Source organism: Paracoccus luteus, from assembly GCF_004522155.1.
Lineage (GTDB): Bacteria > Pseudomonadota > Alphaproteobacteria > Rhodobacterales > Rhodobacteraceae > Paracoccus > Paracoccus luteus.
Genome location: NZ_SDEA01000018.1, coordinates 21,877 through 42,177, shown reverse-complemented (window position 1 = coordinate 42,177; position 20,301 = coordinate 21,877). Strand labels below are relative to the sequence as shown.

General features: G+C 69.7%; 22 protein-coding genes and 1 other RNA gene. 7 read left to right on the top strand and 16 right to left on the bottom strand.

Annotated elements, in window-relative coordinates; translation table 11 throughout:
• Positions 1 to 61 precede the first annotated feature (61 nt).
• The gene (locus EPA64_RS15375) at positions 62 to 346 is read left to right on the top strand and encodes a DUF2171 domain-containing protein (RefSeq protein ID WP_134727183.1); all 285 of its coding nucleotides are present in this window, start codon (positions 62 to 64) and stop codon (positions 344 to 346) included.
• Positions 347 to 467: 121 nt separating this feature from the next.
• On the opposite strand, the gene ftsY is transcribed toward EPA64_RS15375, so the two are convergent.
• Positions 468 to 1,523, bottom strand: a complete 1,056-nt coding sequence (gene ftsY / locus EPA64_RS15370) for a signal recognition particle-docking protein FtsY (RefSeq protein WP_134727182.1) — start codon at positions 1,521 to 1,523, stop codon at positions 468 to 470.
• Between the two features lie 128 nt (positions 1,524 to 1,651).
• On the opposite strand from ftsY, the gene EPA64_RS15365 reads away from it, so the two are divergent.
• On the top strand, positions 1,652 to 2,470 hold the full coding sequence (locus EPA64_RS15365) for a TIGR00282 family metallophosphoesterase (RefSeq protein WP_134727181.1): 819 nt from the start codon (positions 1,652 to 1,654) through the stop codon (positions 2,468 to 2,470).
• 104 nt (positions 2,471 to 2,574) lie between these two features.
• Entirely contained in the window at positions 2,575 to 4,353 is a 1,779-nt protein-coding gene (locus EPA64_RS15360) for an SLC13 family permease (protein ID WP_134727180.1), read from the top strand.
• Here EPA64_RS15360 and olsA read toward each other — a convergent pair.
• The 3 genes from olsA to EPA64_RS15345 form a co-directional block, all read right to left on the bottom strand.
• Positions 4,348 to 5,202 (bottom strand): lyso-ornithine lipid O-acyltransferase, encoded by an 855-nt coding sequence (gene olsA, locus EPA64_RS15355; protein WP_134727179.1) that lies wholly within the window; start codon positions 5,200 to 5,202, stop codon positions 4,348 to 4,350. The genes EPA64_RS15360 and olsA overlap by 6 nt on opposite strands.
• Positions 5,199 to 5,981, bottom strand: coding sequence for an L-ornithine N(alpha)-acyltransferase (olsB, locus tag EPA64_RS15350; protein WP_134727178.1), 783 nt, complete (start codon positions 5,979 to 5,981; stop codon positions 5,199 to 5,201). Before olsB ends, olsA begins: the two co-directional genes overlap by 4 nt.
• Before the next feature lie 131 nt (positions 5,982 to 6,112).
• Positions 6,113 to 6,292, bottom strand: a complete 180-nt coding sequence (locus EPA64_RS15345) for a DUF3553 domain-containing protein (RefSeq protein WP_134727197.1) — start codon at positions 6,290 to 6,292, stop codon at positions 6,113 to 6,115.
• 66 nt (positions 6,293 to 6,358) lie between these two features.
• Here EPA64_RS15345 and EPA64_RS15340 point away from each other — a divergent pair, with 66 nt between their 5' ends.
• A complete protein-coding gene (locus EPA64_RS15340; RefSeq protein WP_246026792.1) occupies positions 6,359 to 7,024 on the top strand; it encodes a histidine phosphotransferase family protein in 666 nt (221 codons plus the stop codon).
• Between the two features lie 149 nt (positions 7,025 to 7,173).
• Here EPA64_RS15340 and EPA64_RS15335 read toward each other — a convergent pair whose 3' ends face one another.
• Together EPA64_RS15335 and EPA64_RS15330 are read right to left on the bottom strand one after the other, a co-directional pair.
• A complete protein-coding gene (locus tag EPA64_RS15335; RefSeq protein WP_425467052.1) occupies positions 7,174 to 8,433 on the bottom strand; it encodes a glutamate-5-semialdehyde dehydrogenase in 1,260 nt (419 codons plus the stop codon).
• A 25-nt stretch (positions 8,434 to 8,458) separates the two neighbouring features.
• The gene (locus EPA64_RS15330; protein WP_134727177.1) at positions 8,459 to 9,121 is read right to left on the bottom strand and encodes a glutathione S-transferase; all 663 of its coding nucleotides are present in this window, start codon (positions 9,119 to 9,121) and stop codon (positions 8,459 to 8,461) included.
• A 151-nt stretch (positions 9,122 to 9,272) separates the two neighbouring features.
• Here EPA64_RS15330 and EPA64_RS15325 point away from each other — a divergent pair, with 151 nt between their 5' ends.
• Positions 9,273 to 9,941 (top strand): DUF2270 domain-containing protein, encoded by a 669-nt coding sequence (locus tag EPA64_RS15325; RefSeq protein ID WP_134727176.1) that lies wholly within the window; start codon positions 9,273 to 9,275, stop codon positions 9,939 to 9,941.
• A gap of 6 nt (positions 9,942 to 9,947) precedes the next feature.
• Here EPA64_RS15325 and ssrA read toward each other — a convergent pair.
• From ssrA to EPA64_RS15305, 4 genes are all read right to left on the bottom strand, one after another.
• Positions 9,948 to 10,303, bottom strand: a transfer-messenger RNA (tmRNA) gene (ssrA, locus tag EPA64_RS15320).
• Positions 10,303 to 10,764 (bottom strand): DsrE family protein, encoded by a 462-nt coding sequence (locus tag EPA64_RS15315; protein WP_167626684.1) that lies wholly within the window; start codon positions 10,762 to 10,764, stop codon positions 10,303 to 10,305. Before EPA64_RS15315 ends, ssrA begins: the two co-directional genes overlap by 1 nt.
• Before the next feature lie 82 nt (positions 10,765 to 10,846).
• The gene (locus EPA64_RS15310) at positions 10,847 to 11,260 is read right to left on the bottom strand and encodes a PaaI family thioesterase (RefSeq protein WP_134727175.1); all 414 of its coding nucleotides are present in this window, start codon (positions 11,258 to 11,260) and stop codon (positions 10,847 to 10,849) included.
• 64 nt (positions 11,261 to 11,324) lie between these two features.
• Positions 11,325 to 12,380, bottom strand: coding sequence for an ABC transporter substrate-binding protein (locus tag EPA64_RS15305; RefSeq protein ID WP_134727194.1), 1,056 nt, complete (start codon positions 12,378 to 12,380; stop codon positions 11,325 to 11,327).
• Between the two features lie 113 nt (positions 12,381 to 12,493).
• Here EPA64_RS15305 and EPA64_RS15300 point away from each other — a divergent pair, with 113 nt between their 5' ends.
• Positions 12,494 to 13,168 (top strand): 5'-methylthioadenosine/S-adenosylhomocysteine nucleosidase, encoded by a 675-nt coding sequence (locus EPA64_RS15300; protein WP_246026791.1) that lies wholly within the window; start codon positions 12,494 to 12,496, stop codon positions 13,166 to 13,168.
• A 6-nt stretch (positions 13,169 to 13,174) separates the two neighbouring features.
• On the opposite strand, the gene EPA64_RS15295 is transcribed toward EPA64_RS15300, so the two are convergent.
• The 6 genes from EPA64_RS15295 to EPA64_RS15270 all read right to left on the bottom strand — a co-directional run bounded on the left by EPA64_RS15295 (position 13,175) and on the right by EPA64_RS15270 (position 19,014).
• Positions 13,175 to 14,167: an NAD(P)/FAD-dependent oxidoreductase gene (locus tag EPA64_RS15295; RefSeq protein ID WP_134727174.1), complete on the bottom strand. Its 993-nt coding sequence runs from the start codon at positions 14,165 to 14,167 to the stop codon at positions 13,175 to 13,177.
• Positions 14,168 to 14,197: 30 nt separating this feature from the next.
• Complete coding sequence (locus EPA64_RS15290; RefSeq protein WP_134727173.1) at positions 14,198 to 14,941, bottom strand: SDR family NAD(P)-dependent oxidoreductase; 744 nt, start codon at positions 14,939 to 14,941, stop codon at positions 14,198 to 14,200.
• An 81-nt stretch (positions 14,942 to 15,022) separates the two neighbouring features.
• Positions 15,023 to 15,925 carry a polyphosphate kinase 2 gene (gene ppk2 / locus EPA64_RS15285; RefSeq protein WP_134727192.1) on the bottom strand — a complete coding sequence of 301 codons (903 nt, stop codon included), beginning with the start codon at positions 15,923 to 15,925 and terminating at the stop codon, positions 15,023 to 15,025.
• A gap of 65 nt (positions 15,926 to 15,990) precedes the next feature.
• Positions 15,991 to 16,917, bottom strand: coding sequence for a homoserine O-succinyltransferase (locus EPA64_RS15280; protein WP_134727172.1), 927 nt, complete (start codon positions 16,915 to 16,917; stop codon positions 15,991 to 15,993).
• Complete coding sequence (locus EPA64_RS15275; RefSeq protein WP_134727171.1) at positions 16,917 to 17,774, bottom strand: ATPase; 858 nt, start codon at positions 17,772 to 17,774, stop codon at positions 16,917 to 16,919. Before EPA64_RS15275 ends, EPA64_RS15280 begins: the two co-directional genes overlap by 1 nt.
• A 121-nt stretch (positions 17,775 to 17,895) precedes the next feature.
• Positions 17,896 to 19,014: an OmpP1/FadL family transporter gene (locus EPA64_RS15270; RefSeq protein ID WP_134727170.1), complete on the bottom strand. Its 1,119-nt coding sequence runs from the start codon at positions 19,012 to 19,014 to the stop codon at positions 17,896 to 17,898.
• A gap of 177 nt (positions 19,015 to 19,191) precedes the next feature.
• Here EPA64_RS15270 and EPA64_RS15265 point away from each other — a divergent pair, with 177 nt between their 5' ends.
• The gene (locus EPA64_RS15265) at positions 19,192 to 20,241 is read left to right on the top strand and encodes an SLAC1 family transporter (RefSeq protein WP_167626683.1); all 1,050 of its coding nucleotides are present in this window, start codon (positions 19,192 to 19,194) and stop codon (positions 20,239 to 20,241) included.
• Positions 20,242 to 20,301: the final 60 nt, after the last annotated feature.

Genomic DNA, 20,301 nt, shown 5'->3' with positions numbered 1-20,301 from the left:
AAGGGACCGTTTCCCGTTCTCGCGCGTTGGCCCGCGTCACAGCCGGAAAAGGAGGACCATCATGGTCGAAGCGAGCGAGATCAGGGAACACATGGACATCGTCGGCGCCGACGGCGTCTATGTCGGCAAGGTCGATGGGGTCAAGGGCGACCGCATCAAGATGGTCCGCAAGGACGAAGAGCATGGGCAGGACGACAAGCACCATCATTATGTGCAGCTGTCGGCCGTGACCTCGGCGGATGGCGGCAAGCTGTGGCTTTCGGCCGATGCAGCAAATGCCACGCAGTTGTTCGAGGAAGAGGATGGCTCGCCCGTGAAGCTGGGCGAGGACAACAGCCAGCGGTGATCGCCGGAACAGCCGGCGCGCAGGCGGCGGCTGGTTCCGCCCCTGCGTCGCGGTTGCGGAACGTGGCCCTTCCGGCGCGCGGCGGGTCCGGCCATTCCCGGCCGCATGGTGCCGCCCGCGGTTACAGACCCACAAGCGCGCGGGCAAACTCGCCCGCGTCAAAGGCGTCCAGGTCGTCGATCTGCTCGCCCACGCCGATCGCATGGATCGGCAGGCCGAAGCGGTCGGCCAGCGCCACCAGCACGCCGCCGCGCGCGGTGCCGTCCAGTTTCGTCATCACCAGACCCGACACATCGGCCAGCTTGCGGAACGTCTCGACCTGGCTCAGCGCGTTCTGGCCGGTGGTGGCGTCCAGCACCAGCAGGGTGTTGTGCGGCGCGGACGGGTCTTTCTTGCGGATGACCCGGACGATCTTGGCCAGTTCCTCCATCAGGTCGGCGCGGTTCTGCAGGCGACCGGCGGTGTCGATCATCAAGAGGTCCGCGCCCTCGGCCTCGGCCCGCACCATCGCGTCATAGGCAAGGCTGGCGGGGTCCGACCCCTGCGGCGCGACCATCACCGGCACGCCCGCGCGCTGTCCCCAGACCTGCAGCTGTTCCACAGCCGCGGCGCGGAAGGTGTCGCCCGCGGCGATCACGACCGTCTTTCCGGCGGCGCGGAACTGGCTGGCCAGCTTGCCGATGGTCGTCGTCTTGCCCGACCCGTTGACGCCCACGACCAGCACGACCTGCGGTTTTTTCGGATACAGCGGCAGCGGGCGGGCGACCGGGGTCATGATGCGCGCGATCTCGTCGGCCAGCGCCTGTTTCAGCTCGCTCGCGCCGATGCGGCGGCCCATGCGGCCCTCGGCGATGTTGGCGGTGACGCGCAGCGCCGTGTCGGTGCCCATGTCGGCGGCGATCAGCATGTCCTCCAACTCTTCCAGCATGGCGTCGTCCAACTCGCGCCGTGGTTCGGCGGGGGCGGCGTCGCGGGCAAACAGGCGGCCCATCAGGCCGGGCTGGGGCTGCGGCTGGGACGCGGCGGGCCACTGGGCGGCGGCCGGGGCTGACGGCTGGGCAGCGGGCGCGGAAGGTTCGGCGGCGGGCGGCGCATCGGCCACGATCTCGTCCAGCCCGGCGCCGATTTGGGACGACGACCGGGTCAGCCGGTCACGCAGCTTGCTGAAAAACGACATCTGGCGATACCCCCGGCTTTCGGCGGAACCTAGGGGTTCGGGGCGAAAAGGGAAAGGGCGCGGGGGATTTCGCGCGGCTTGCGAACTGCGGGGTTGAGGCGGCGGGCGCAAAGCCGTAACCCCGCGTCATGCGGATCTTGTTTCTGGGCGACGTCATGGGGCGCGCGGGCCGGCGCGCCATCACCGAACGGCTGGGCGCGCTGAAGGCGCGGCTGCGGGCCGATTTCACCATCGTCAACGGCGAGAACGCCAGCGGCGGCATGGGGCTGACCGGGGCGCATGCCAGGCTGATCCTTGATGCCGGGGCCGACTGCGTGACCCTGGGCGACCACGCGTTCGACCAAAAGGACATGGTCCAGTTCATCGAAACCGAACCGCGCGTGCTGCGCCCGCTGAACTTTGCGCGCGAGGCGCCGGGGCGCGGCGCGCGGGTCTTTGCCGACCCGCGCGGGCGCAAGGTGCTGGTGACGCAGGTGCTGGGGCAGGTCTTCATGAAGCGGCCCTTCGACGATCCGTTCAGCGCCGTCGATGCCGTGCTGCGCGCGCATCCGCCGGGCGGGCTGGTTCAGGCCGCGGTGCTGGACATGCACGCCGAGGCGACCAGCGAAAAGATGGCGATGGGCCACTGGTGCGACGGCCGCGCCAGCCTGGTCGTGGGCACCCACACGCATGTGCCGACCGCCGACGCGCAGGTGCTGCCGCGCGGCACCGCCTATCAGTCCGACGCGGGGATGTGCGGCGACTATGACAGCGTCATCGGCATGGACAAGGCCGAGCCGCTGCGCCGGTTCCTGACCGGCATGCCCCGCGACCGCTTTACCCCCGCCGAGGGCGAGGCCACGCTGTCGGGCGTGCTGGTCGTGACGGACGACCGCACCGGCATGGCGACCGCGGTCGAGCCTGTCCGCGATGGCGGCCGGCTGGCGCAGACGCACCCCGCGGGCTGACGGCGGACCCGCCCGCTGCGGTTGATTAACTTGCGCGGGAACGGGGAATCGGGCAAACGCCGCGGGCCGGATTTGGTCCGGTGCCAGCGAAAGCGCATGCCCTGATGTTCGGTTTCAGCCTAAGCGGCCAGCCTGCGGCCATCGCCACGCTGATCATCATCGCCGTCATGTTCGTCATGTTCCTGCGCGAGAAGAACCCGCCCGAGGTGGTGGCCTTCGGCACCGCGGCGGTGATGATGGTGCTGGGCCTCGTGCCGCTGGACGACGCGGTGGGGGTGCTGTCGAACTCGGCCCCCTGGACCATCGCCTTCATGTTCATCATCATGGGCGGGCTGATGCGGACCGGCGCGCTGGACCAGCTGAGCCAGACGGTCGCGCGCCACGCCGGCACCCAGCCGATCCTGACGATCTGCGCGATGTTCGCCTTTGTCATCGTGGCCTCGGCGATCATGAACAACACGCCGGTCGTCGCGGTGATGATCCCCATCGTCATCCAGGTGGCGCACCGCGCCCGTATCGCGCCGTCCAAGCTGCTGATGCCGCTTTCGTATTTCACCGTCATGGGGGGCATGATCACGCTGATCGGCACCTCGACCAACCTGCTGGTGGACGGGGTGGTGCAGGACCGCGGGATGGAACCCTTCGGCATCTTCGACATCGCGCCGGTGGGCATCGCGGTGACGCTGGCGGGGGCGGTGTTCATGGCGCTGTTCGCCAACCGCCTGCTGCCCGAGCGGACCTCGATGGCGTCGTTCCTGTCGAACCGGCCCGAGATGAAATACTTCACCGAGGTCGCCATCCCCGAGGACAGCGGCATCGTCGACATGAACGTCAACGAAGTGCCCATGTTCAAGCGCGAGGCGGTGCGCGTCATCGACGTGCTGCGCGGCGACGCCTCGCTGCGCCGCGACATGGCCAATGTCGTGCTTGAGGCGGGGGACCGCGTCGTGCTGCGGTCGAACATGGCCGACCTGCTGGAAATGCAGCAGAACAAGGATCTGCGCGCGCTGGACAAGCTGTCGTCGGTGCAGACCGAAACGGTCGAGGTGCTGATCTCGCCCGGCGCGCGGATGATCGGGCGGCGGCTGGGCGACCTGCGCCTGCGCCGCCGTTACGGCGTCTATCCCATCGCCGCGCACCGGCGGAACCAGAACATCGGCCGCCAGCTGGACGACCTGGAAATCCGCGTCGGCGACACGCTGCTGCTGGAAGGCGCGCCCGAGGACATCGCCCGGCTGGCCGCCGACATGGACCTGGTGGACGTGTCGCATCCGACGACCAAGCCGTTCCGCCGCCGCCATGCGCCCATTGCGGTCATCGCGCTGCTGTCCGTCGTGGTGCTGGCGGCGTTCGATGTGGCCCCGATCATGGCGCTGTCGATGATGGCGGCGGCGCTGATCCTGGTCACGCGCTGCGTGGACGCGGACGAGGCGTTCGGGTTCGTGGACGCGCGGCTGCTGGCGATGATCTTTTCCATGCTGGTGGTCGGCGCGGCGCTGGAACACACCGGCGCGGTCGAGCTGATCGTGGGTGCGGTCGAGCCGCTCTTGCGCGACCTGTCGCCGTTCTGGACGCTGGTCGCCGTCTATTTCCTGGGCCTTGCCATGACCGAGGTGCTGTCGAACAACGCCGTCGCCGTCATCCTGACCCCCATCGCCATCGAGCTTGCGCTGCAGCTGGGCCACGACCCGCGCGCCTATGTCGTGGCGGTGATGTTCTCGGCCTCGGTCGCGTTCGCGACGCCGATCGGCTATCAGACGCACATGATGGTCTATGGGCCGGGCGGCTATAAGTTCAGCGACTTCCTGCGGCTGGGGATTCCGCTGGACATCGTGACCGGCATCGCGGCGTGCCTGGTGATCCCGCTGTTCTGGCCGCTATGACGCGCTGCGGACCGCCGCCTCGGCCGCGGCGGACAGCGTCTTGCGGGTCTGCCCCGCGACCGCCAGCGGCGGGTGCAGCGTCACCGTGACCGACCCCTGCCGTGGCTGGGCCAGCACCGCCAGCAGATGCGGCCCCAGCGCCATGTCGCCCCACCACCCATAAAACCGTGGATCGCGCGCCTTGGGCGCGTCATAGCGCGCCGTGACCGGCTGGATCGCCAGCCCCGCAGGCAGCGCCGGATCAAGGAACGCCTGGAACAGCGTCGGCTTGAACGGCAGGACGCGGCGGCCGTCGCTGCTGGTGCCTTCGGGAAAGAACAGCAGCCGGTGGCCGGCAGCGGTGCGTTCGGCGAACTCGGCCGCCTGGGCGCGGGCGTGGCGCGGATCGCGGGTGACGAAATGGGTGTCGGTGACGCGGGTCAGGATGTTGATGCCGGGCCAACCCGCCACCTCGGCCTTGCTGACGAAGAACACCGGCAGCGCGGCGTTCAGGACCAGGATGTCCAGCCAGCTGGAATGGTTGGCGACGACGGCCCCCGGCCCGGCCAGCGGCGCGCCGCGACGGGTCCAGCCGATGCCCATCACCCACAGCGACAGGCGGCAGACGCCCTGCACCCAGGGACCGGTCACGGGGCGGCGGGGGCCGGCGGCCAGACGCTCGGCCCCGCGCAGGGGCAGGATCAGCGCGACGCCGATCGCCATGACCGTCAGCACCGACAGCCCGCGCGTGGCGACCAGCAGCCAGCCCAAGGCCGAGGGGCGCGGCAGGGCAGGGGACGGCCCGCCCCGCCAGGTCGGCGTCGTCTCGGGCGGCGCGGCCGCGCCGCCGGCTGCCGGCTTGTCCGTCATTGGGCCTGCCAGCGGTCCTGATAGAACTTGCGGTGCCGGTCGGACATCGCGGCGGTGTCCATCAGCAGGAAGACGTCGGTGGTGTTGAACGCGCGGTCCACGAAGGCGCCCTCGCCCACGACGCCGCCCAGCCGCAGATAGGCCTTGATCAGCGCGGGCATGGCGATCATGGCGCTGCGCCGCTGCAGCGCGTCCGGCGCAATCAGGTCCATGCGCTGATACCCCGCCGCGCGCGCCACCGGCCGCAGGTCGGGCGGCGCCAGATGGTGATGGTGCAGCCACGACAGGGCCGGGGCCAGCGCGTCGATGTCGGTGCCGTGAAAGCTGGCGACGCCGAACAGGATCTCGATCCCGTGGTCCAGCACGTAATCGGCCAGCGCGTTCCACAGCAGGAACATCCCGGACCCGCCGCGATAGGCCGGATCGACGCAGGACCGGCCCAGCTCCAGCAGGTTGCGGCCCGATCGCCGCAGCGGGCCCAGGTCGTATTCGTCGTCGCAATAGAACCGGCCGAACCCGGCGGCGCGGGTGCCCGGCAGCAGCCGATAGACGCCGACGACATGGTCCAGCGCCGCCGGATCGCGGCGGGTGTCGACCAGCACCAGATGATCGACGACGGGATCAAACTCGTCCCGTTCCAGCTGGTTATCGTGATCGACCAGCGGCCCGTCCCCGCCCAGCTCCTGGACAAAGACGCGATAGCGCAGGCGCTGCGCCGCCGTCAGGTCGATGTCGGAGGTGGCGACGCGGATATCGAACCAGGCGGGATCAAGGGTCATGGGATCCGGGCTGCGCCTTTCTGGGGTCGTCGCGCGTCCTTAGGGTGTGGACGGGCGGGATGCAACGACGCCGCGTCGGCGGATTTCCGCTTGACTCGCGCTTGGGTTGAATTAACGTGAACAGCCGCGACCTATCCGGGATCATCCATGACAAGTGCCAGACGAACGCGGCTGCCGTCCACGACCTGTTTGCCGGCATGGGTGAAATTGATGGTGATGCGGTCGCCGATGCGGGACTGGACCTGGCCTGTGCCCCAGTCCGGCGCCGCCGGGTGGCGCACCAGCATTCCCGGTTCAAGGATCTCGTTCACCACGGCTGACAACCCCGGTTTCCGGGCCGGCGGTCCGGCGCGGGCGGTCATGCAGGATAGCGGACGATGAAGCCCGCGGCAATTCCCGACGACGCGGATATGGGCTGGATGGACAGCCCCGCGCGCGGGCTGAACCTGGCCGCGCTGGTCGGGTCGCGGCTGTGCCACGACCTGATCTCTCCGCTGGGGGCGATCGGCAACGGGGTCGAGCTGCTTGAGATGTCGGGCGATTTCCCCGGCATCGCCAAATCGCCGGAACTGTCGCTGATCGGCGAAAGCGTCGAGGCGGCGCGGGCGCGCATCAAGCTGTTCCGCGTGGCCTTTGGCCACGCCCCCGCCGACCAGCGCATGGGCATCGGCGAGCTGGCGGGGCTTTTGTCCGCCTATGCCCGCGGCGGCCGCCTGACGGTCGAGGTGGATGGCACGGGCGACATGTCGCGGGCCGATGCGCGGCTGCTGTCGCTGGCCGCGATGTGCATGGGCAGCGCCATGCCGTGGGGCGGGCGGCTGCTGGTCTGCCGCGCCGGCCCCGGCTGGCGGCTGGTGGGCGAGGCTGCGCGGACCCGCGTCGACCTGCCCCTGTGGGGCTGGCTGGACGGGCGCGCGGGCGGCCACCGCCCCGCACCCGAACCGTCCGAGGTGCATTTTCCCCTGCTGGGTCTGGCGGCGGCCGAAAGCGGCCGCCACCTGACATGGGAACTGGACGAAATCGGGGCCGAGATCGCATTCTGATCCCGAGGGCCGTGGCGTGGTGGCGGGCGGCGGCCTGCCCGTTCAGGCGGCCGGCTCCTCGTTCACGCCCGGCGTTAGGACTCGGCCCGGACCGGCAACCGTTTTCCGTTCAGGCCCGGACAGACCGACTCTCCGTTCAGGCCCTGCGCTCAGCCCCGGATCGCCCCGTCGCCTGTCACCAGATACTTGAAGCTGGTCAGCTGCTCCGCGCCGACCGGGCCGCGCGCGTGCAGCTTGCCGGTGGCGATGCCGATTTCCGCGCCCATCCCGAACTCGCCCCCGTCGGCGAACTGGGTCGAGGCGTTGCGCATCAGGATCGCGCTGTCCAGACGCTGGAAGAACCGTGCCGCTGTCGCGTCGTTCTCGGTCAGGATGGCCTCGGTGTGGCCGGACCCGTGGCGCCGGATGTGGTCGATGGCCCCGTCCACGCCGTCCACCAGCCGGGCGGCGATGATGCTGTCCAGGAACTCGTGCCCGAAATCGTCGGGGCGGGCGGGAACGGTGCCCGCGATCTGGGCCAGCTCGCCCTCGGCGCGCACCTCGACGCCCGCGTCCAGCAGGTCGCGGACCAGCACGTCGCCGTGCCGGGCGTGGAACGCGCGGTCGATCAGCAGGCATTCCGCCGCCCCGCAGATGCCGGTGCGCCGGGTCTTGGCGTTCAGCACCACCCGGCGCGCCTTGACCAGATCGGCATCCGCGTCGGCATAGACGTGGCAGATGCCTTCCAGATGGGCAAAGACCGGCACCCGCGCCTCGGCCTGGACCAGCCCGACCAGCCCCTTGCCGCCGCGCGGGATGATGACGTCGATCAGCCCCTGCGCGCGCAGCATGGCGGACACAGCCGCCCGGTCGCGGGTCGGCACCATCTGGATCGCGCCTTGGGGCAGGCCGGCGTCGCGCAGCCCCCGGATCATGCAGTCGAGGATCGCCCCCGAGGAATGGATCGAATCCGTGCCCCCGCGCAGGATCACCGCGTTGCCCGATTTCAGCGCCAGCGCGCCCGCATCGGCGGTCACGTTCGGGCGGCTTTCATAGATCACCCCCAGCACCCCGATGGGGGTCGCGACGCGCTGGATGTGCAGCCCGGCGGGGCGGTCCCATTCGGCCAGCACCCGGCCAACGGGATCGGGCTGTTCGGCGACCGCGCGCAGCCCGTCGGCGATGGCGCGGATGCGGCCCGCGTCCAGCCGCAGCCGGTCGATCATCGCGGGCGACAGGCCCTTTTCCTCGGCAAAGGCCAGATCCTCGGCGTTGGCGTCCATGATCGCGCCCTCGCGCGCGCGGATCGCGTCGGCGGCCGAGATCAGCGCCGCGTGCTTGCGTTCGGCGCTGGCAAAGGCCAGCTGGGCGGCCGCGTCCCGCGCGGTCGCGCCCATGCGGGCGATCAGGTCTTCGGCGGTCTCGTGCATCGTCGTCGTCATTCGGTCCATCATCTCAGCCTGCGGCAGCGCCGCTGTAAGGTCCGCCCGCAGTCAACGCCCGGCGATAAGCCGGGCGGGCGTGGATGCGCGCCAGCCAGTCGCGGGTGGCGGGCCGCCCCGACAGGTCGGCGCGCAGCGATCCCATCTCGACCGGAAAGCTCATCATCACGTCGGCGGCGGTGAAATCGTGCCCCGCGAACCAGCCGGTCGCGGCCAGCGCGTGTTCCCACCAATCCGCATGCCGGTCCAGTTCCGGCCCAAGATAGGCCTTGTGGACGCCTGCGACCAGCGCGCGGGCGACGGGCCGCACCAGCAGGGGCGCGCGCTGCGGGATCGTGGACAGGACCAGCTTCATCACCAGCGGCGGCATGGCCGAGCCTTCGGCATAATGCAGCCAGTATCGCACCGCATCCCCGGCCTCGGTCCCTTCGGGCGGCAGCAGCGCGCTGCCTCGGGCGAGATGCGCGACGATGGCGCCGGTTTCCGCCAGCATCCGGCCGCGATGTTCCACCATCGGCGCCTTGCCCAGCGGGTGCAGGCGGCGCAGGCTGTCCGGGGCCAGATGGCTCCGCGGGTCGCGGCTGTGGGCGGTGACGCGATAGGGCAGGCCCAGTTCCTCGGCCAGCCAGATGATGCGCTGAGAGCGGCTTTCGTTCAGGTGATGGATGGTCAGCATAGCGGCCCCCTGTCCGCCCTGGCCGGTCACTGGCCACGCGGACCGCGCCTTGGTGACACAGCCGGCGCGCGGGTGGAAGGGATCGCCGCTTGCGCGCGGCGGGTTCGCGCGCTCACATGGGACGCGGGGGCGCGAGCAGGGGGGAAACAGCATGACCGACCACGGTCTGCCCGAGGGCCGCAGTTTCAGCACCGCCGAGATCGGGGCGCTGGCGCATCTGTATCGGGGCGAGATCTATCGTTCCACCATCTGGCGCACGCGGCTGGACACGACGACGAACTGGTCGGTGGTGACGCTGGGCGTGGCGCTGTCGATCACGTTTTCGTCTCCCGATGCCTCGCCCCTGCCGCTGATCCTGGTCGGCATCCTGATCCAGCTGTTCCTGGCGCTGGAGGCGCGGCGATACCGCTATTTCAACGTGTGGCGGGCGCGGGCGCGGTGGATCGAAAAGCATCTGTTCGTGCCGATGCTGCGCGACGGCAACCTGGCGGACGGCACCAACTGGCACGTGACGCTGGCCGATGACTATAGCAGTCCCCGCTATCACGTCAGCTATCTGACGGCGCTGGCCCGGCGCGTGCGCAGCAATTATCTGTGGATCCTGCTGATCCAGGGCATCGCCTATGTGGGCAAGCTGATGGTCCACCCGACGCCGGTCGATTCAGCCGCCCATTTTGTCGAGCGGGCGCGGATCGGGCCGATCCCGGGCTGGATCATCCTTGTTCTGGGCGCGGTCTATGTCGCCGTCTGGACCGGGCTGGCGATCTGGGTCACGCGCGAGGATGCGCGCCGCAGCGTCGCGCGCGGGCCGATGGGATAGGGGGTAAGTCCCAGGCTTCTGTTGCCAGGCGCCTGGGGGCCCCGCCTTACGCGGCTAAGCGCAAGGACTTAGTTTTCGATAACTCGAACTGCTTACGCAGCCAGAGCCACCGGAGCACGGTTGTCATTGGCAACTGTACAATTTGCACCGATAACGGTGGTAGCTCACCGAGACAAAGCAAACAGCTTTAGACGTTCGTCGATCCTGTTTCGGCCCCATTCGCCCCCAATGAGGGAAGTCTGGTGGAGCCGCCGGGTACCGCCCCCGGGTCCGAGCCGCTTATTACCTGCGCGTTTATGTCCATAGTCCGGGCGAACCCGAACATCCCGAATATAGGGGGGACGCGCCGGCCCTGCAAGCGTCACGGACGCAGATAGGCAAAGCCTTCGGCCTGCAGGCGGGCGACCTCGGCCACGCCCGAGGGCACGATGTCCTCGTCGAACACCTCGAACAGATCGTCGGGGTCGATGTTGCGGCCGGTCAGGGTGTTGGCGCAGACCAGAAAGTCCACGCCGCGGTTCTTCAGGTCGGCGACGCGGCCCTGCAGCTGCAGGTTTTCCGCCGCGTGCTGCAGCAGGCCGATGCCGTCGCCGTGCATCACGACGCGCAGGTCGATGTTGTCGTCGCCCACGGCCTGCAGGTGGTTCTCGATGTTGTTCAGCGCCGGGCGATAGCCGTCGCCCGCCTCGCCGCCGTCCTGGTTCAGGTGATAGACGACCTTCTGCGGCGCATAGGCGGCGGGCGCGGCGGTCTGCGCCAACGCCAGCGAAGCCGACAGGAACAGCGCCACGGCCGACAAGCGGATCAGGTTCAGGGGTGTCATGCGCGTTTCCTTTGTGCAAGCAAGACAAGGAACGTGGGGCCGCCTGCGGCTTGGGGCAAGGACGGCGCGGACCGGCGCCGCGTCAGTCGCGCCAGTCAAGGACAAGCTGCGTCTGCGTCACGATCGCGGCCACCTTGCCGTCGCCGCGCGTGATCGTCGTCTGCCACACCATCGTCGTGCGCCCCTTGTGCAGCGGCACGCAGCGGGCCTTTGCCACGTCGCCGACGGGGATCGCGCGCAGGAAGTTCGTCTTGCTTTCCATCGTCGTGGTGGTCTTGCCGGCGGGCAGGCTGATCATGGTGGCCGTGCCGCCGATGTTGTCGGCCATCGCCATGATCGCGCCGCCGTGCATCACGCCGTTGCGGTTGGCCAGATCCTGCGTGACCGGCACCTCGGCCAGGATCTCGTCCGCGTCGGCCGAGATCAGGCGGAATCCCAGCAGCCGGGCGAACGCCGGCTGGTCGAATGCGATGCGGTCCTGTTCGGCGCGGTCCATGCTGTCTCCCCGTCGTGAAAAAGGGCGGCCGCGGGGCCGCCCTGTGGATGTGCCGCGTCGCGGATCAGAACCCGGCCTTGATCTTCTCGAACTCGGCCAGCTGGCGTTCGCGCTGCGCCGGGTCGTTGGGCACCTGCGCCAGGATCGGCGCGCCGGTGTCGCCCAGGCCGCTCACCACGCGCGGATCGTCCTTGACCGTCTCAAGCGCGGCCAGGCTTGCGTGGCCATAGCCGATCGTGTCCAGCAGGCCCTTGGCGGAACTGGGGTCCAGCCAGGCGTTGATGAAGTCATAGACCTTGTCCTCGCTGCCCGGACCGTCTTTCAGGTTGATGAACCCGCAGAAGAACTCGGACGACCCCTCCTTGGGGGCGCGCTGGAAGCCGACCGGATAGTTCTCCTTTTGCAGCAGCACGACGCCATCGTTCCACGACCATGCCACGTCCACCGCGCCGGACGCCATCAGCTGCGTCTGTTCGGCCGGGTCCGCCCAATAGGCGGCGACGTTCTGGTGGGCCTGGCGCAGCCAGTCGGCGGCGGCGGCGAACTGTTCGTCGGTGACCTTGGTCCAGTCCGTGACGCCGGTCGCCAGATAGCCAAGCGCCCAGACGTCGTCGGCCGAATCGGGCAGCGAGGTGCGGCCCTGATAGGCCGGGTTCACGAACACCTGCAGCGAGGCCACATCCTCGGCCGGGACGGTTTCGGTGTTATAGGCGATGGCCGTCGCGCCGAAATCGGTCGGGATATACCACAGCCCCTGATCGTCCTTGAACACGGGCGAATCCAGGAACTGCGGGTCGATGTCCGCCGCCGCCGGGATGCGCGCGGTGTCCCACGGCTCGATCAGGCCGGCGTCGCGATACTTGGACACCATCTGGCTGCACGGATGCGCCACATCGGCTTTGAAGCCGGAGGCAAGCTTCTGATAGGCCTCGTCGTCGTCGCCATAGAACGCGAAGGTCGGGGAATCGCCATGCTGGTCGATGTATTTCTGGAAGATGACCGGTTCCTCGAATCCGGCCCAGTCGAACACCGTCAGGTCTGCGTCGGCCGCAAAGGCCGCAGGGACAAGGGCGGTGGTGGCCAGGGCAAACGCCAGGGCGGTCGTGCGCGGGGGTATCATGCAGCTCATCTCCGGTCAGGGGCCTGCGGAACGCTAGCGGCGGGCCGTTTCGGGTTCAAGCAACTGTCGCCCGGCATGATGAACGCGGCGCAACCGGGGAACGGGGCAGCGGGATGGACGCCATGACGCAGGCCAATGGCGGGGCGGCGCTGCCCCATCTTGACCGGCTGGGGGGCCGCCCCGTGCTGTTCGTGATGGCGGCCGAGGCGGAGTACGGCCCGGCGCTGCGTTCGGTCATCGCGCCGCTGATGACCGGCGTCGGGCCGGTGGAATCGGCGGTGGCCGTCACCGCGGCGCTGGCGCGCCTGCAGGCGGCGGGGCGGCTGCCCGCGGCGGTCGTGTCGCTGGGCAGCGCGGGGTCGCAGCGGCTGGAGCAGGGGCGCGTCTATCAGGTGGCGGCGGCCGATTACCGCGACATGGATGCAAGCGCGCTGGGGTTCGCGCGCGGCGTCACGCCCTTTCTGGACCTGCCCGCCTGCCTGCCGCTGCTGACGGTGCCGGACCCGGCGCTGCCCGCGGGCACGCTGTCCACGGGCGCATCGGTCGTGACGGGGGCGGCCTATGCCGGGGTCGCGGGCGACATGGTGGACATGGAGACATTCGCCGTCCTGCGCGCCTGCGCGATGTTCGGGGTGCCGCTGATCGGCCTGCGCGGCATTTCCGACGGGATGGCGCCGGTCACCGGGATGATGGACTGGACCCGTTATCTGGACGTCATCGACCGGCGGCTGGCCGAGGCCGTGGCGCGGGTGGGCGCTGCCGTCGCGGCGGGGCTGCTGGACGGCTGAGCGGCGTCAGTCCAGCGTCTGACCGTCCTTGTCGCGCAGGTCGTTGTGGATGGCGACGGCGGCGCGGGCGGCGGTCCCCATCGCATAGCTGATCTGGTCCAGCCCCTCGACCGCGTCGCCCGCCGCATAGATGCCGGGCACGTTCGTGCGCTGCTGGTCGTCGGTCAGGAAACATTGGTTGTCGCACAGCGCGGTCCCCAGCGCCCGGCCCAGGTCGTTGCGGGTGGTCGACCCCAGCCCCGCGTAAAGCGTGTCCACGATCACGTCCGATCCGTCATCCAGCGTCAGCCGCACCTCGTCGGTGAAATCAAAGCTGCTGACCGGGACCGTCACGACCCTGATCCCGGCGGCGTCCGCCTGCGCCTGCTCGTCGGGGGTCAGCGTCACCGACGCCAGCCCCAGCAGGACGATGTCGCGCGAATAGCTGCGCAGGAACAGCGCCTCGGCCAGCCCGTGGGTGTCGCCCCCCAGTATGCCGATGCGCTTGCCTGTCTGTTCGAACGCGTCGCAGATCGGGCAATACCGCAGCAGCCCGCGCGACACCGCGTCCATGTGCGCATCGTCGTCGATGGGGGGGCGGTGGTTGACCACGCCCGTCGCCAGCAGCACGGTGCGCGCCCGCACCGGGCCCGCGTCGGTGTCGGCGACAAAGCCGTCGCCGTCCGGGCGCAGGCCAGCGACCTCGCCCCGGCGCAGCGTGGCGCCGTATTGGCGCGCCTGGTCGCGCATCCGTTCCAGCAGCGCGCCGCCCGCGACGCCGTCGGGGTATCCGGCATGATTGTGGCTGACGGGGATCAGCTGCATCCGGCCGTCGCCCTTGTCCACGACCAGCGCGCGGCGGTGGAACCGCGCCAGATAGATCGCCGCGGTCAGCCCGGCGGGGCCGCCGCCGACGATCAGGCTGTCCCAGACTTCCGGCTCACGTGCCGGGGAAGCCCCGGTCGGATCGGCGCCGGCCGGATCGGCCGCGATGGGGTCGGGCAGGTTCGCATGGGACATGGCGCGCCTTTCTGCTGGCCGCCCGGGCGGTCATCGCATCCGCAACGCGCCGTCCAGCCGGATCGTTTCGCCGTTCAGGTATCCGCATTCAAAGATGAAGGCCGCCAGCCGCGCATATTCCAGCGGGTCGCCCAGCCGCTTGGGAAACGTCACCTCGGCCGCAAGGCTGTCCTGCACGTCCTGCGGCAGGCCGCGCAGCATCGGCGTGCCGAAGATGCCCGGCGCGATGGCGCAGACCCGGATGCCGCTGCGGGCCAGGTCGCGGGCGACGGGCAGGGTCATGCCCGCGATCCCCGCCTTGGACGCGGCATAGGCGGCCTGTCCGGCCTGACCGTCAAAGGCCGCGATGGACGCGGTGTTGACGATCACGCCGTTCTCGTCGCGGCCGTTGCGGGCCATCTCGGGCGCGGCCAGCCGCAGCACGTTGAAGCTGCCGACCAGATTGATGTCGACGGTGCGGCGAAAGCTGTCCAGGCGGTGCGGACCCTCGCGGCCCACGGTCTTTTCGCCGATGGCGATGCCCGCGCAGTTCACGCACAGGTCGATGCCGTCCATCACGCCGACGGCGTGGGCGATGGCGGCGGCAACGCTGGCTTCGTCGGTGACGTCGGTGCGGGCAAAGCCCGCGCCGATGCTGTCGGCATAGGCGGCCCCCGCCTCGTCGCGGTCCAGCACGACGACCTGCGCCCCGCGGTCGCGGAAATGCTGCGCCGTCGCGGCCCCCAGGCCCGATGCGCCGCCGGTGACGATGGCGCGGGCGTTCGACAGATTCATCAGGCCTTCCCCCAGAAATGAACGGTTGTTCATAAACCCTTATCCGCCGGTCGCCCGCCCGGCAAGCTGCCGCCCCGCCTGTCAGCGCACCAGCAGCTCCGGCCCGCCCACGATGGCGTCGTCGATCCGCCCGATCGCGCCCTCGTCCTTGCCGGCATAGTCGATGCGGCCCAGCACGGTCTGGATCGCCGCCAGCCGCGCGCGTTTCTTGTCGTCGGACCGGATCACCGTCCAGGGCGCGTCCAGCGTGTGCGACAGCGTCAGCGTTTCGGAAATGGCGGCGCTGAAGTCGTCCCATTTCGCCAGCCCCTCGACGTCGATCGGGCTCAGCTTCCATTGCTTCAGCGGGTCGCGTTCCCGGTCCAGGAACCGCTTGAGCTGTTCGGCCCGGCCCACCGTCAGCCACAGCTTGACCAGCACGATGCCGTCCATGACCAGCAGCCGTTCAAAGTCGGGCAACTGCCGAAAGAACTGCTGGCGCTGATCCTCGGTCGAGAAGCCGAAGACCTTTTCGACGACGCCGCGATTGTACCAGCTGCGGTCGAACAGCGCGATCTCGCCCGCTGCGGGCAGCTGCGCGGCATAGCGCTGGAAATACCACTGCCCCGCCTCGCGTTCCGTGGGCTTGGGCAGGGCCACGACATAAGCGGACCGGGGGTTCAGGTTCTCGCTGATGGCGGCGATGGTGCCGCCCTTGCCGGCGGCGTCGCGCCCCTCGAACAGGACGACGACGCGCCGGCCGGTGTCGATCACGCAGCGCAGCATCTTGACCAGCTCGACCTGCAGCGCCTGCATCCGGTCGTCATAGTCGTCGCCGTCCATTTCCTCGCGGTAAGGATAGCTGGCGTCCAGGATGTCGTCCTTGTCCGCGTCCCGGATCGCGCGAAGCACCGCCTTGGGCGCGCCGTGTTCCAGATATTCGGTGATCGCGCCGACAAGCGGGATGCCGGGCGCGATGCCGGGCGGGGCGGGTGTGCGGTTCATGGCGGCCTCCGGTCCCGCCAGCATCGGGTCCGGCACGCGCCTTGGCAAGCGGAAGCCGCGCGCCGTTACCCGCGCCCGATCTCGGCCAGGTCGAACGGCGTCGTCTGATAGATCTCGTTGATCCAGTTGCCGTAAAGCAGATGCGCGTGGCTGCGCCAGCGGTTGGACGGCGGGCGCGCCGGGTCGTCGTCAGGGTAATAGTTGGCCGGCACGTTGATCGGCTTGCCCGCGGCGACGTCGCGGTCGTATTCCTCTTTCAGCGTGCCGCTGTCGTATTCCAGATGGTTGAAGATATACAGCGCGCGATGACCCGCATCCTCGACTAGGCAGGGGCCGACGTCGTCGCTGGCCAGCAGCGTGGCCAGCGCGGGGCGGGCGTCGATGTCGTCCTGCCGCACCTCGGTCCAGCGGCTGACGGGCACCAGCACGTCATCGGAAAACCCGCGCAGGAAGGGGCTGGCGGGGGCAAAATTGTGATGACGGAAGCAGCCGAAGGCCTTGCCGGGCAGGTCGTGCTTGGGCAGGCCGTGGAAATGATGCGCCATCGCCATGCCGCCCCAGCACACGCCGAAGGTCGAATGGACGTGACTGCGCGACCAGTCGAACACGCGGCGCAGTTCGTCCCAATAGGTCACCTCCTCGAACGGCAGATGCTCGATCGGGGCGCCGGTCACGATCAGCCCGTCGAAGCGGTCGCCCGACGCCTCGACCTCGGCAAAGGGGCGGTAGAAGGATTCCATGTGGTCGGCGGCGGTGTTCTTGGATTCGTGGTCCGACATGCGGATCAGCGACAGGCCGATCTGCAGGGGCGTCGCACCGATCAGCCGGGCGAACTGGTTTTCGGTCTGGATCTTCTTGGGCATCAGGTTCAGCAGCGCGATCCGCAGCGGGCGGATGTCCTGCGTCGCCGCGCGCCCCGGCGACATCACCATGACGCCTTCCTGCGACAGGATGTCATAGGCGGGAAGATCCTGGGGCAGGGTGATGGGCATCAGTCGTCCTTTCTGTCGATGGCGGACGCGATCAGTTCGACAAAGTCGGCAGGCTCGCGCAGGCGCGCGACCTGATCGGCGCTGACGGTCACGCCGTGGTGGCAGGCCATCGCCGCATAGCGGGGCTGGCGATGGGCCAGCGCGCGGGCATAGGTCCAGCGGATGAACGCGTCGGGATCGACCGGGCCGGGGTTGGCGCGGCCGTATTCGGCCCATGCGGCGTGCAGGAAATCGGGTTGGTAATACATCGGCTTGGGCGCGCGGTCGAACCGGCGCACCAGCTCGGCCGTGTGGGCGTCGGACCCCTCGATCCAGACCGGCAGCAGGTGGGCGGCCAGCGTCGTCATCAGCGGATCGGCGGGATCGTCGGGGTCCACGACCTCGCAGATCGAGCCGGAGGTGTCGCAGACGAAATGCGGATAGTCATAGATGTCCACCGCCCGCTGCATGAACCGCACGGCGTCGGCCAGCGACTGGATTTCCGCCGCGCGATGCTGATCCTGACGGACCATGTAGTCGGCAAAGGGCAGCCCGCCCCGCGCGGGATCGCCGGGCTTGCCCAGCCAGCACGACAGCGGCGCCAGATTGTCAAAGCTGATGTTGCTGGCGATGCGCACGGAATCTGACAGCAGCAGGTCGCGCAGCATCGGCACCTGCATCGCGTGGCGCTTGAAGTCGTCGGCGATCAGCTCGCCCAGATAGCGGGTGCCGATGCGGTAATCGACGGAATAGTGGAACCACCCGCCCGACCGGCGCAGCATGGTGGCGATGTGGGTCTTGCCCAGACCCGACATGCCGAACAGCATCACGCGTTTCTGGCCGGCGTCGCGCCAGTCCTGCCCGGTCTGATAGATCATGCTGCCCCTCGGTCGTGCGTGGCGACTAGGTAGGACGGGGGCGGGGAATAGGAAAGGGGCGCGTTCCCACGCAAAAGGCCCCGCGCGGGGGCGGGGCCTTCCGATCCGGCAGGACCGGCGGTCAGAAGCTGTAGCCGACCTTGACCCCCACGCCCAGCGCGTCGCTGTCGCGCATCAGGGCGCGGGCGACGTCGGGCGTGCCGGTTTCCGGGTCCGCGTCGCCCAGCTTGAAATAGCTGACGCCGGTCGTGACCTTCCACTTGTCCTGCGTATAGATCGCGGCCAGCGAGATGCCCTTGCGGCCGTTGGTCGGCGCCAGCGGCGACACCAGGTCGTCGCCCGACTTCTCATAGGTGAAGGACGCGGCGCCCGACCAGTTGTCGGTGAACTTGCGGCCGACGCCGATGACATAGGTCGTGGTGTCGTCCAGCTCGACCAGGCCGCCGCCGGCAAGGCCGGTGAACACCTCAGGATCGACGCGGAACTCCGACCAGTTCACCCAGCGGATCGACCCGAACAGCAGCGTGCCGGGCGCGATGCCGGTCTGGCCTTCCAGGTTCCAGGACCGGGGCGTCTTGACCGTGGTGGTCGATTCCTCGGCCGCCAGCGGCGCGCCGCCCAGGGTTTCCGTGGTGTCGAAGTCGTGTTCGATGGACGAGTTGAAGGTCAGCGACACGCGGGCGGCGATGTCGGGCCGTTCCCAGCTTGCGCCGACCGCATAGCCCCAGCCCCATTCGCTGTCGAGTTCCACGTTATAGCCCGACAGCCCGCCATAAGCCAGACCGCTCAGGTTCACCTCGCCGTCCGCGCGCGACCCGCGCACGCCGCCGTGGATGCCAAAGCCGTTGTCCAGCTTATAGCGCAGCAGCGCCGTATAGGTGGTCGAATCCACATAGGCATAGGTGCCGCCCAGTGCCAGCGATCCGCCTGCGGGATAGTTGATGTCCGCACCGTAAGGCTGTTCGACGATCAGCGCCGCCGACAGCTGGTCGTTGAACTGGTGTTTGTAGCCGAAGCCGAAGAAGCTGTAGTCCTCGGCCACCTCGCCGGTCGCGCCGCCGCCGAACAGCGCCACGTCGCGCCCCGACACGTCCGGGCTGACGCGGCCCGCGCCGAACTCGACATAGTTTCCCTGCTCGAACAGGATCGCGATCGACTGCGGCGCCCGCTCGATGCCGCCGGCCAGTGCGGGCGCGGTGGTCAGCAGCAGGGCCCCGAGGCCCGTGGTCAGTCTGGTCATGTCGTCCCTCCCTCAAGGTCCGCAATCGGCGGACCCTTGCCGGTCAGCATGAAAGCGCACGGACCCCCCGGTCAATCATGGCCGTCGCGTGACGCCACGTTCAAGGGAACCCTTTTGCGCCAGCGTGTCGCCGCAGCAACGCTTGGCCCCGCCTGACCGATGCGCAATGATGCGGGCATGAGCCCGCGCCCCGAAATCCCGCCGCCCATCCTGCGCACGGCCGCGCCGCGCGCGCAGGGGCAGCGCCTGCGCTTTGCCATGCCGCGCCCGGTGCCGCCGGGGCTGTGGCGGCGGGTGCCCCCGGCCGTGTTCCTGCCGATCCTGGGCGCGCTGGCCCTGGCGCTGGCGTGGCGGGGGGGCATTGCGGCCTTTGCGCTGCCCGGCGGGGCCGCCGACCTGCTGGCCGGGGCGGCGGTCGCAGTCTTTGCCTTTGCGGCGCTGGCTTATGGCGGCAAGCTGGCGCGCAGGCCGGGCGTGCTGGCAGATGATCTGGCGATCCTGCCCGGCCGCGCCGGGATCGCCGCAGGCGTGCTGTCGATCTATGTGGCGGGCGCGCTGGTCGCCGGGTTCTCGCCCGCGCCGGGACGGGTGATCGTGGGTGCTGGGCTGGCCGGGCATCTGGTCTGTGCGGCGGTGCTGGTCCGCGTCCTGCGCGGGCTGCCGCCACCGCATCGGCGGGTGACGCCGGTCTGGCACCTTGGCGCGACCGGGTTGATCGTGGCGGCTGGTGCGGCGCTGGCCGCAGGCTGGCCGGGGCTGGCGCGCGCGCTGTTCTGGCCCGCGCTGGCCGCCGCGTTGCTGATCTATGCCGCAAGCGCGCGGCAGGCGCTGGTGGAACGGGTGCCGGCCGCGCTGCGCCCGCTGCTGGCCATCCACGCCGCCCCGCCGGCGCTGTTCGCGCTGGTTGCGCTGGGGCTGGGCTGGACGGGGGCGGGGCAGGCGCTGGCTTGGCTGGCGCTGGCCGCCGCGGCGGTGTCGGTCGCCTGCGCGCGCTGGCTGCTGCCGGGCGGGTTTTCGGCGCTGTGGGGCGCGCTTGCGTTCCCGGCAGCCGCGACGGCGGGCGCATGGGTGGCGCTGTGGCGCGCCGTGCCCACCGACGCGCACCGGCTGATCGCGGGCGGGCTGCTGGTCGCCGCGACCCTGGTTGTCGTGCCGCTGCTGGTCGTGATCCTGCGCGACTGGGCGCGGGGGCGGCTGCCGGTCAGGACCAACGCCGCAATCGCCTGACGCCCCCGCTGGACTTTCCCGCGGCCGCGTGAAAGGGGAAACTGCCAAACGACCTCTGAC

Coding starts and splice junctions, on each gene's coding strand:
- ppk2 (WP_134727192.1), bottom strand. CDS start 15,925: ATGAACCGCACACCCGCCCCGCCCGGCATCGCGCCCGGCATCCCGCTT.
- EPA64_RS15325 (WP_134727176.1), top strand. CDS start 9,273: ATGACCGACCACGGTCTGCCCGAGGGCCGCAGTTTCAGCACCGCCGAG.
- EPA64_RS15270 (WP_134727170.1), bottom strand. CDS start 19,014: ATGACCAGACTGACCACGGGCCTCGGGGCCCTGCTGCTGACCACCGCG.
- EPA64_RS15280 (WP_134727172.1), bottom strand. CDS start 16,917: ATGCCCATCACCCTGCCCCAGGATCTTCCCGCCTATGACATCCTGTCG.
- EPA64_RS15265 (WP_167626683.1), top strand. CDS start 19,192: ATGAGCCCGCGCCCCGAAATCCCGCCGCCCATCCTGCGCACGGCCGCG.
- EPA64_RS15295 (WP_134727174.1), bottom strand. CDS start 14,167: ATGTCCCATGCGAACCTGCCCGACCCCATCGCGGCCGATCCGGCCGGC.
- EPA64_RS15275 (WP_134727171.1), bottom strand. CDS start 17,774: ATGATCTATCAGACCGGGCAGGACTGGCGCGACGCCGGCCAGAAACGC.
- EPA64_RS15330 (WP_134727177.1), bottom strand. CDS start 9,121: ATGCTGACCATCCATCACCTGAACGAAAGCCGCTCTCAGCGCATCATC.
- olsB (WP_134727178.1), bottom strand. CDS start 5,981: ATGACCCTTGATCCCGCCTGGTTCGATATCCGCGTCGCCACCTCCGAC.
- EPA64_RS15375 (WP_134727183.1), top strand. CDS start 62: ATGGTCGAAGCGAGCGAGATCAGGGAACACATGGACATCGTCGGCGCC.
- EPA64_RS15290 (WP_134727173.1), bottom strand. CDS start 14,941: ATGAATCTGTCGAACGCCCGCGCCATCGTCACCGGCGGCGCATCGGGC.
- EPA64_RS15305 (WP_134727194.1), bottom strand. CDS start 12,380: ATGATACCCCCGCGCACGACCGCCCTGGCGTTTGCCCTGGCCACCACC.
- EPA64_RS15310 (WP_134727175.1), bottom strand. CDS start 11,260: ATGGACCGCGCCGAACAGGACCGCATCGCATTCGACCAGCCGGCGTTC.
- ftsY (WP_134727182.1), bottom strand. CDS start 1,523: ATGTCGTTTTTCAGCAAGCTGCGTGACCGGCTGACCCGGTCGTCGTCC.
- EPA64_RS15300 (WP_246026791.1), top strand. CDS start 12,494: ATGGACGCCATGACGCAGGCCAATGGCGGGGCGGCGCTGCCCCATCTT.
- EPA64_RS15335 (WP_425467052.1), bottom strand. CDS start 8,433: ATGCACGAGACCGCCGAAGACCTGATCGCCCGCATGGGCGCGACCGCG.
- EPA64_RS15365 (WP_134727181.1), top strand. CDS start 1,652: ATGCGGATCTTGTTTCTGGGCGACGTCATGGGGCGCGCGGGCCGGCGC.
- olsA (WP_134727179.1), bottom strand. CDS start 5,202: ATGACGGACAAGCCGGCAGCCGGCGGCGCGGCCGCGCCGCCCGAGACG.
- EPA64_RS15340 (WP_246026792.1), top strand. CDS start 6,359: ATGAAGCCCGCGGCAATTCCCGACGACGCGGATATGGGCTGGATGGAC.
- EPA64_RS15360 (WP_134727180.1), top strand. CDS start 2,575: ATGTTCGGTTTCAGCCTAAGCGGCCAGCCTGCGGCCATCGCCACGCTG.
- EPA64_RS15315 (WP_167626684.1), bottom strand. CDS start 10,764: ATGACACCCCTGAACCTGATCCGCTTGTCGGCCGTGGCGCTGTTCCTG.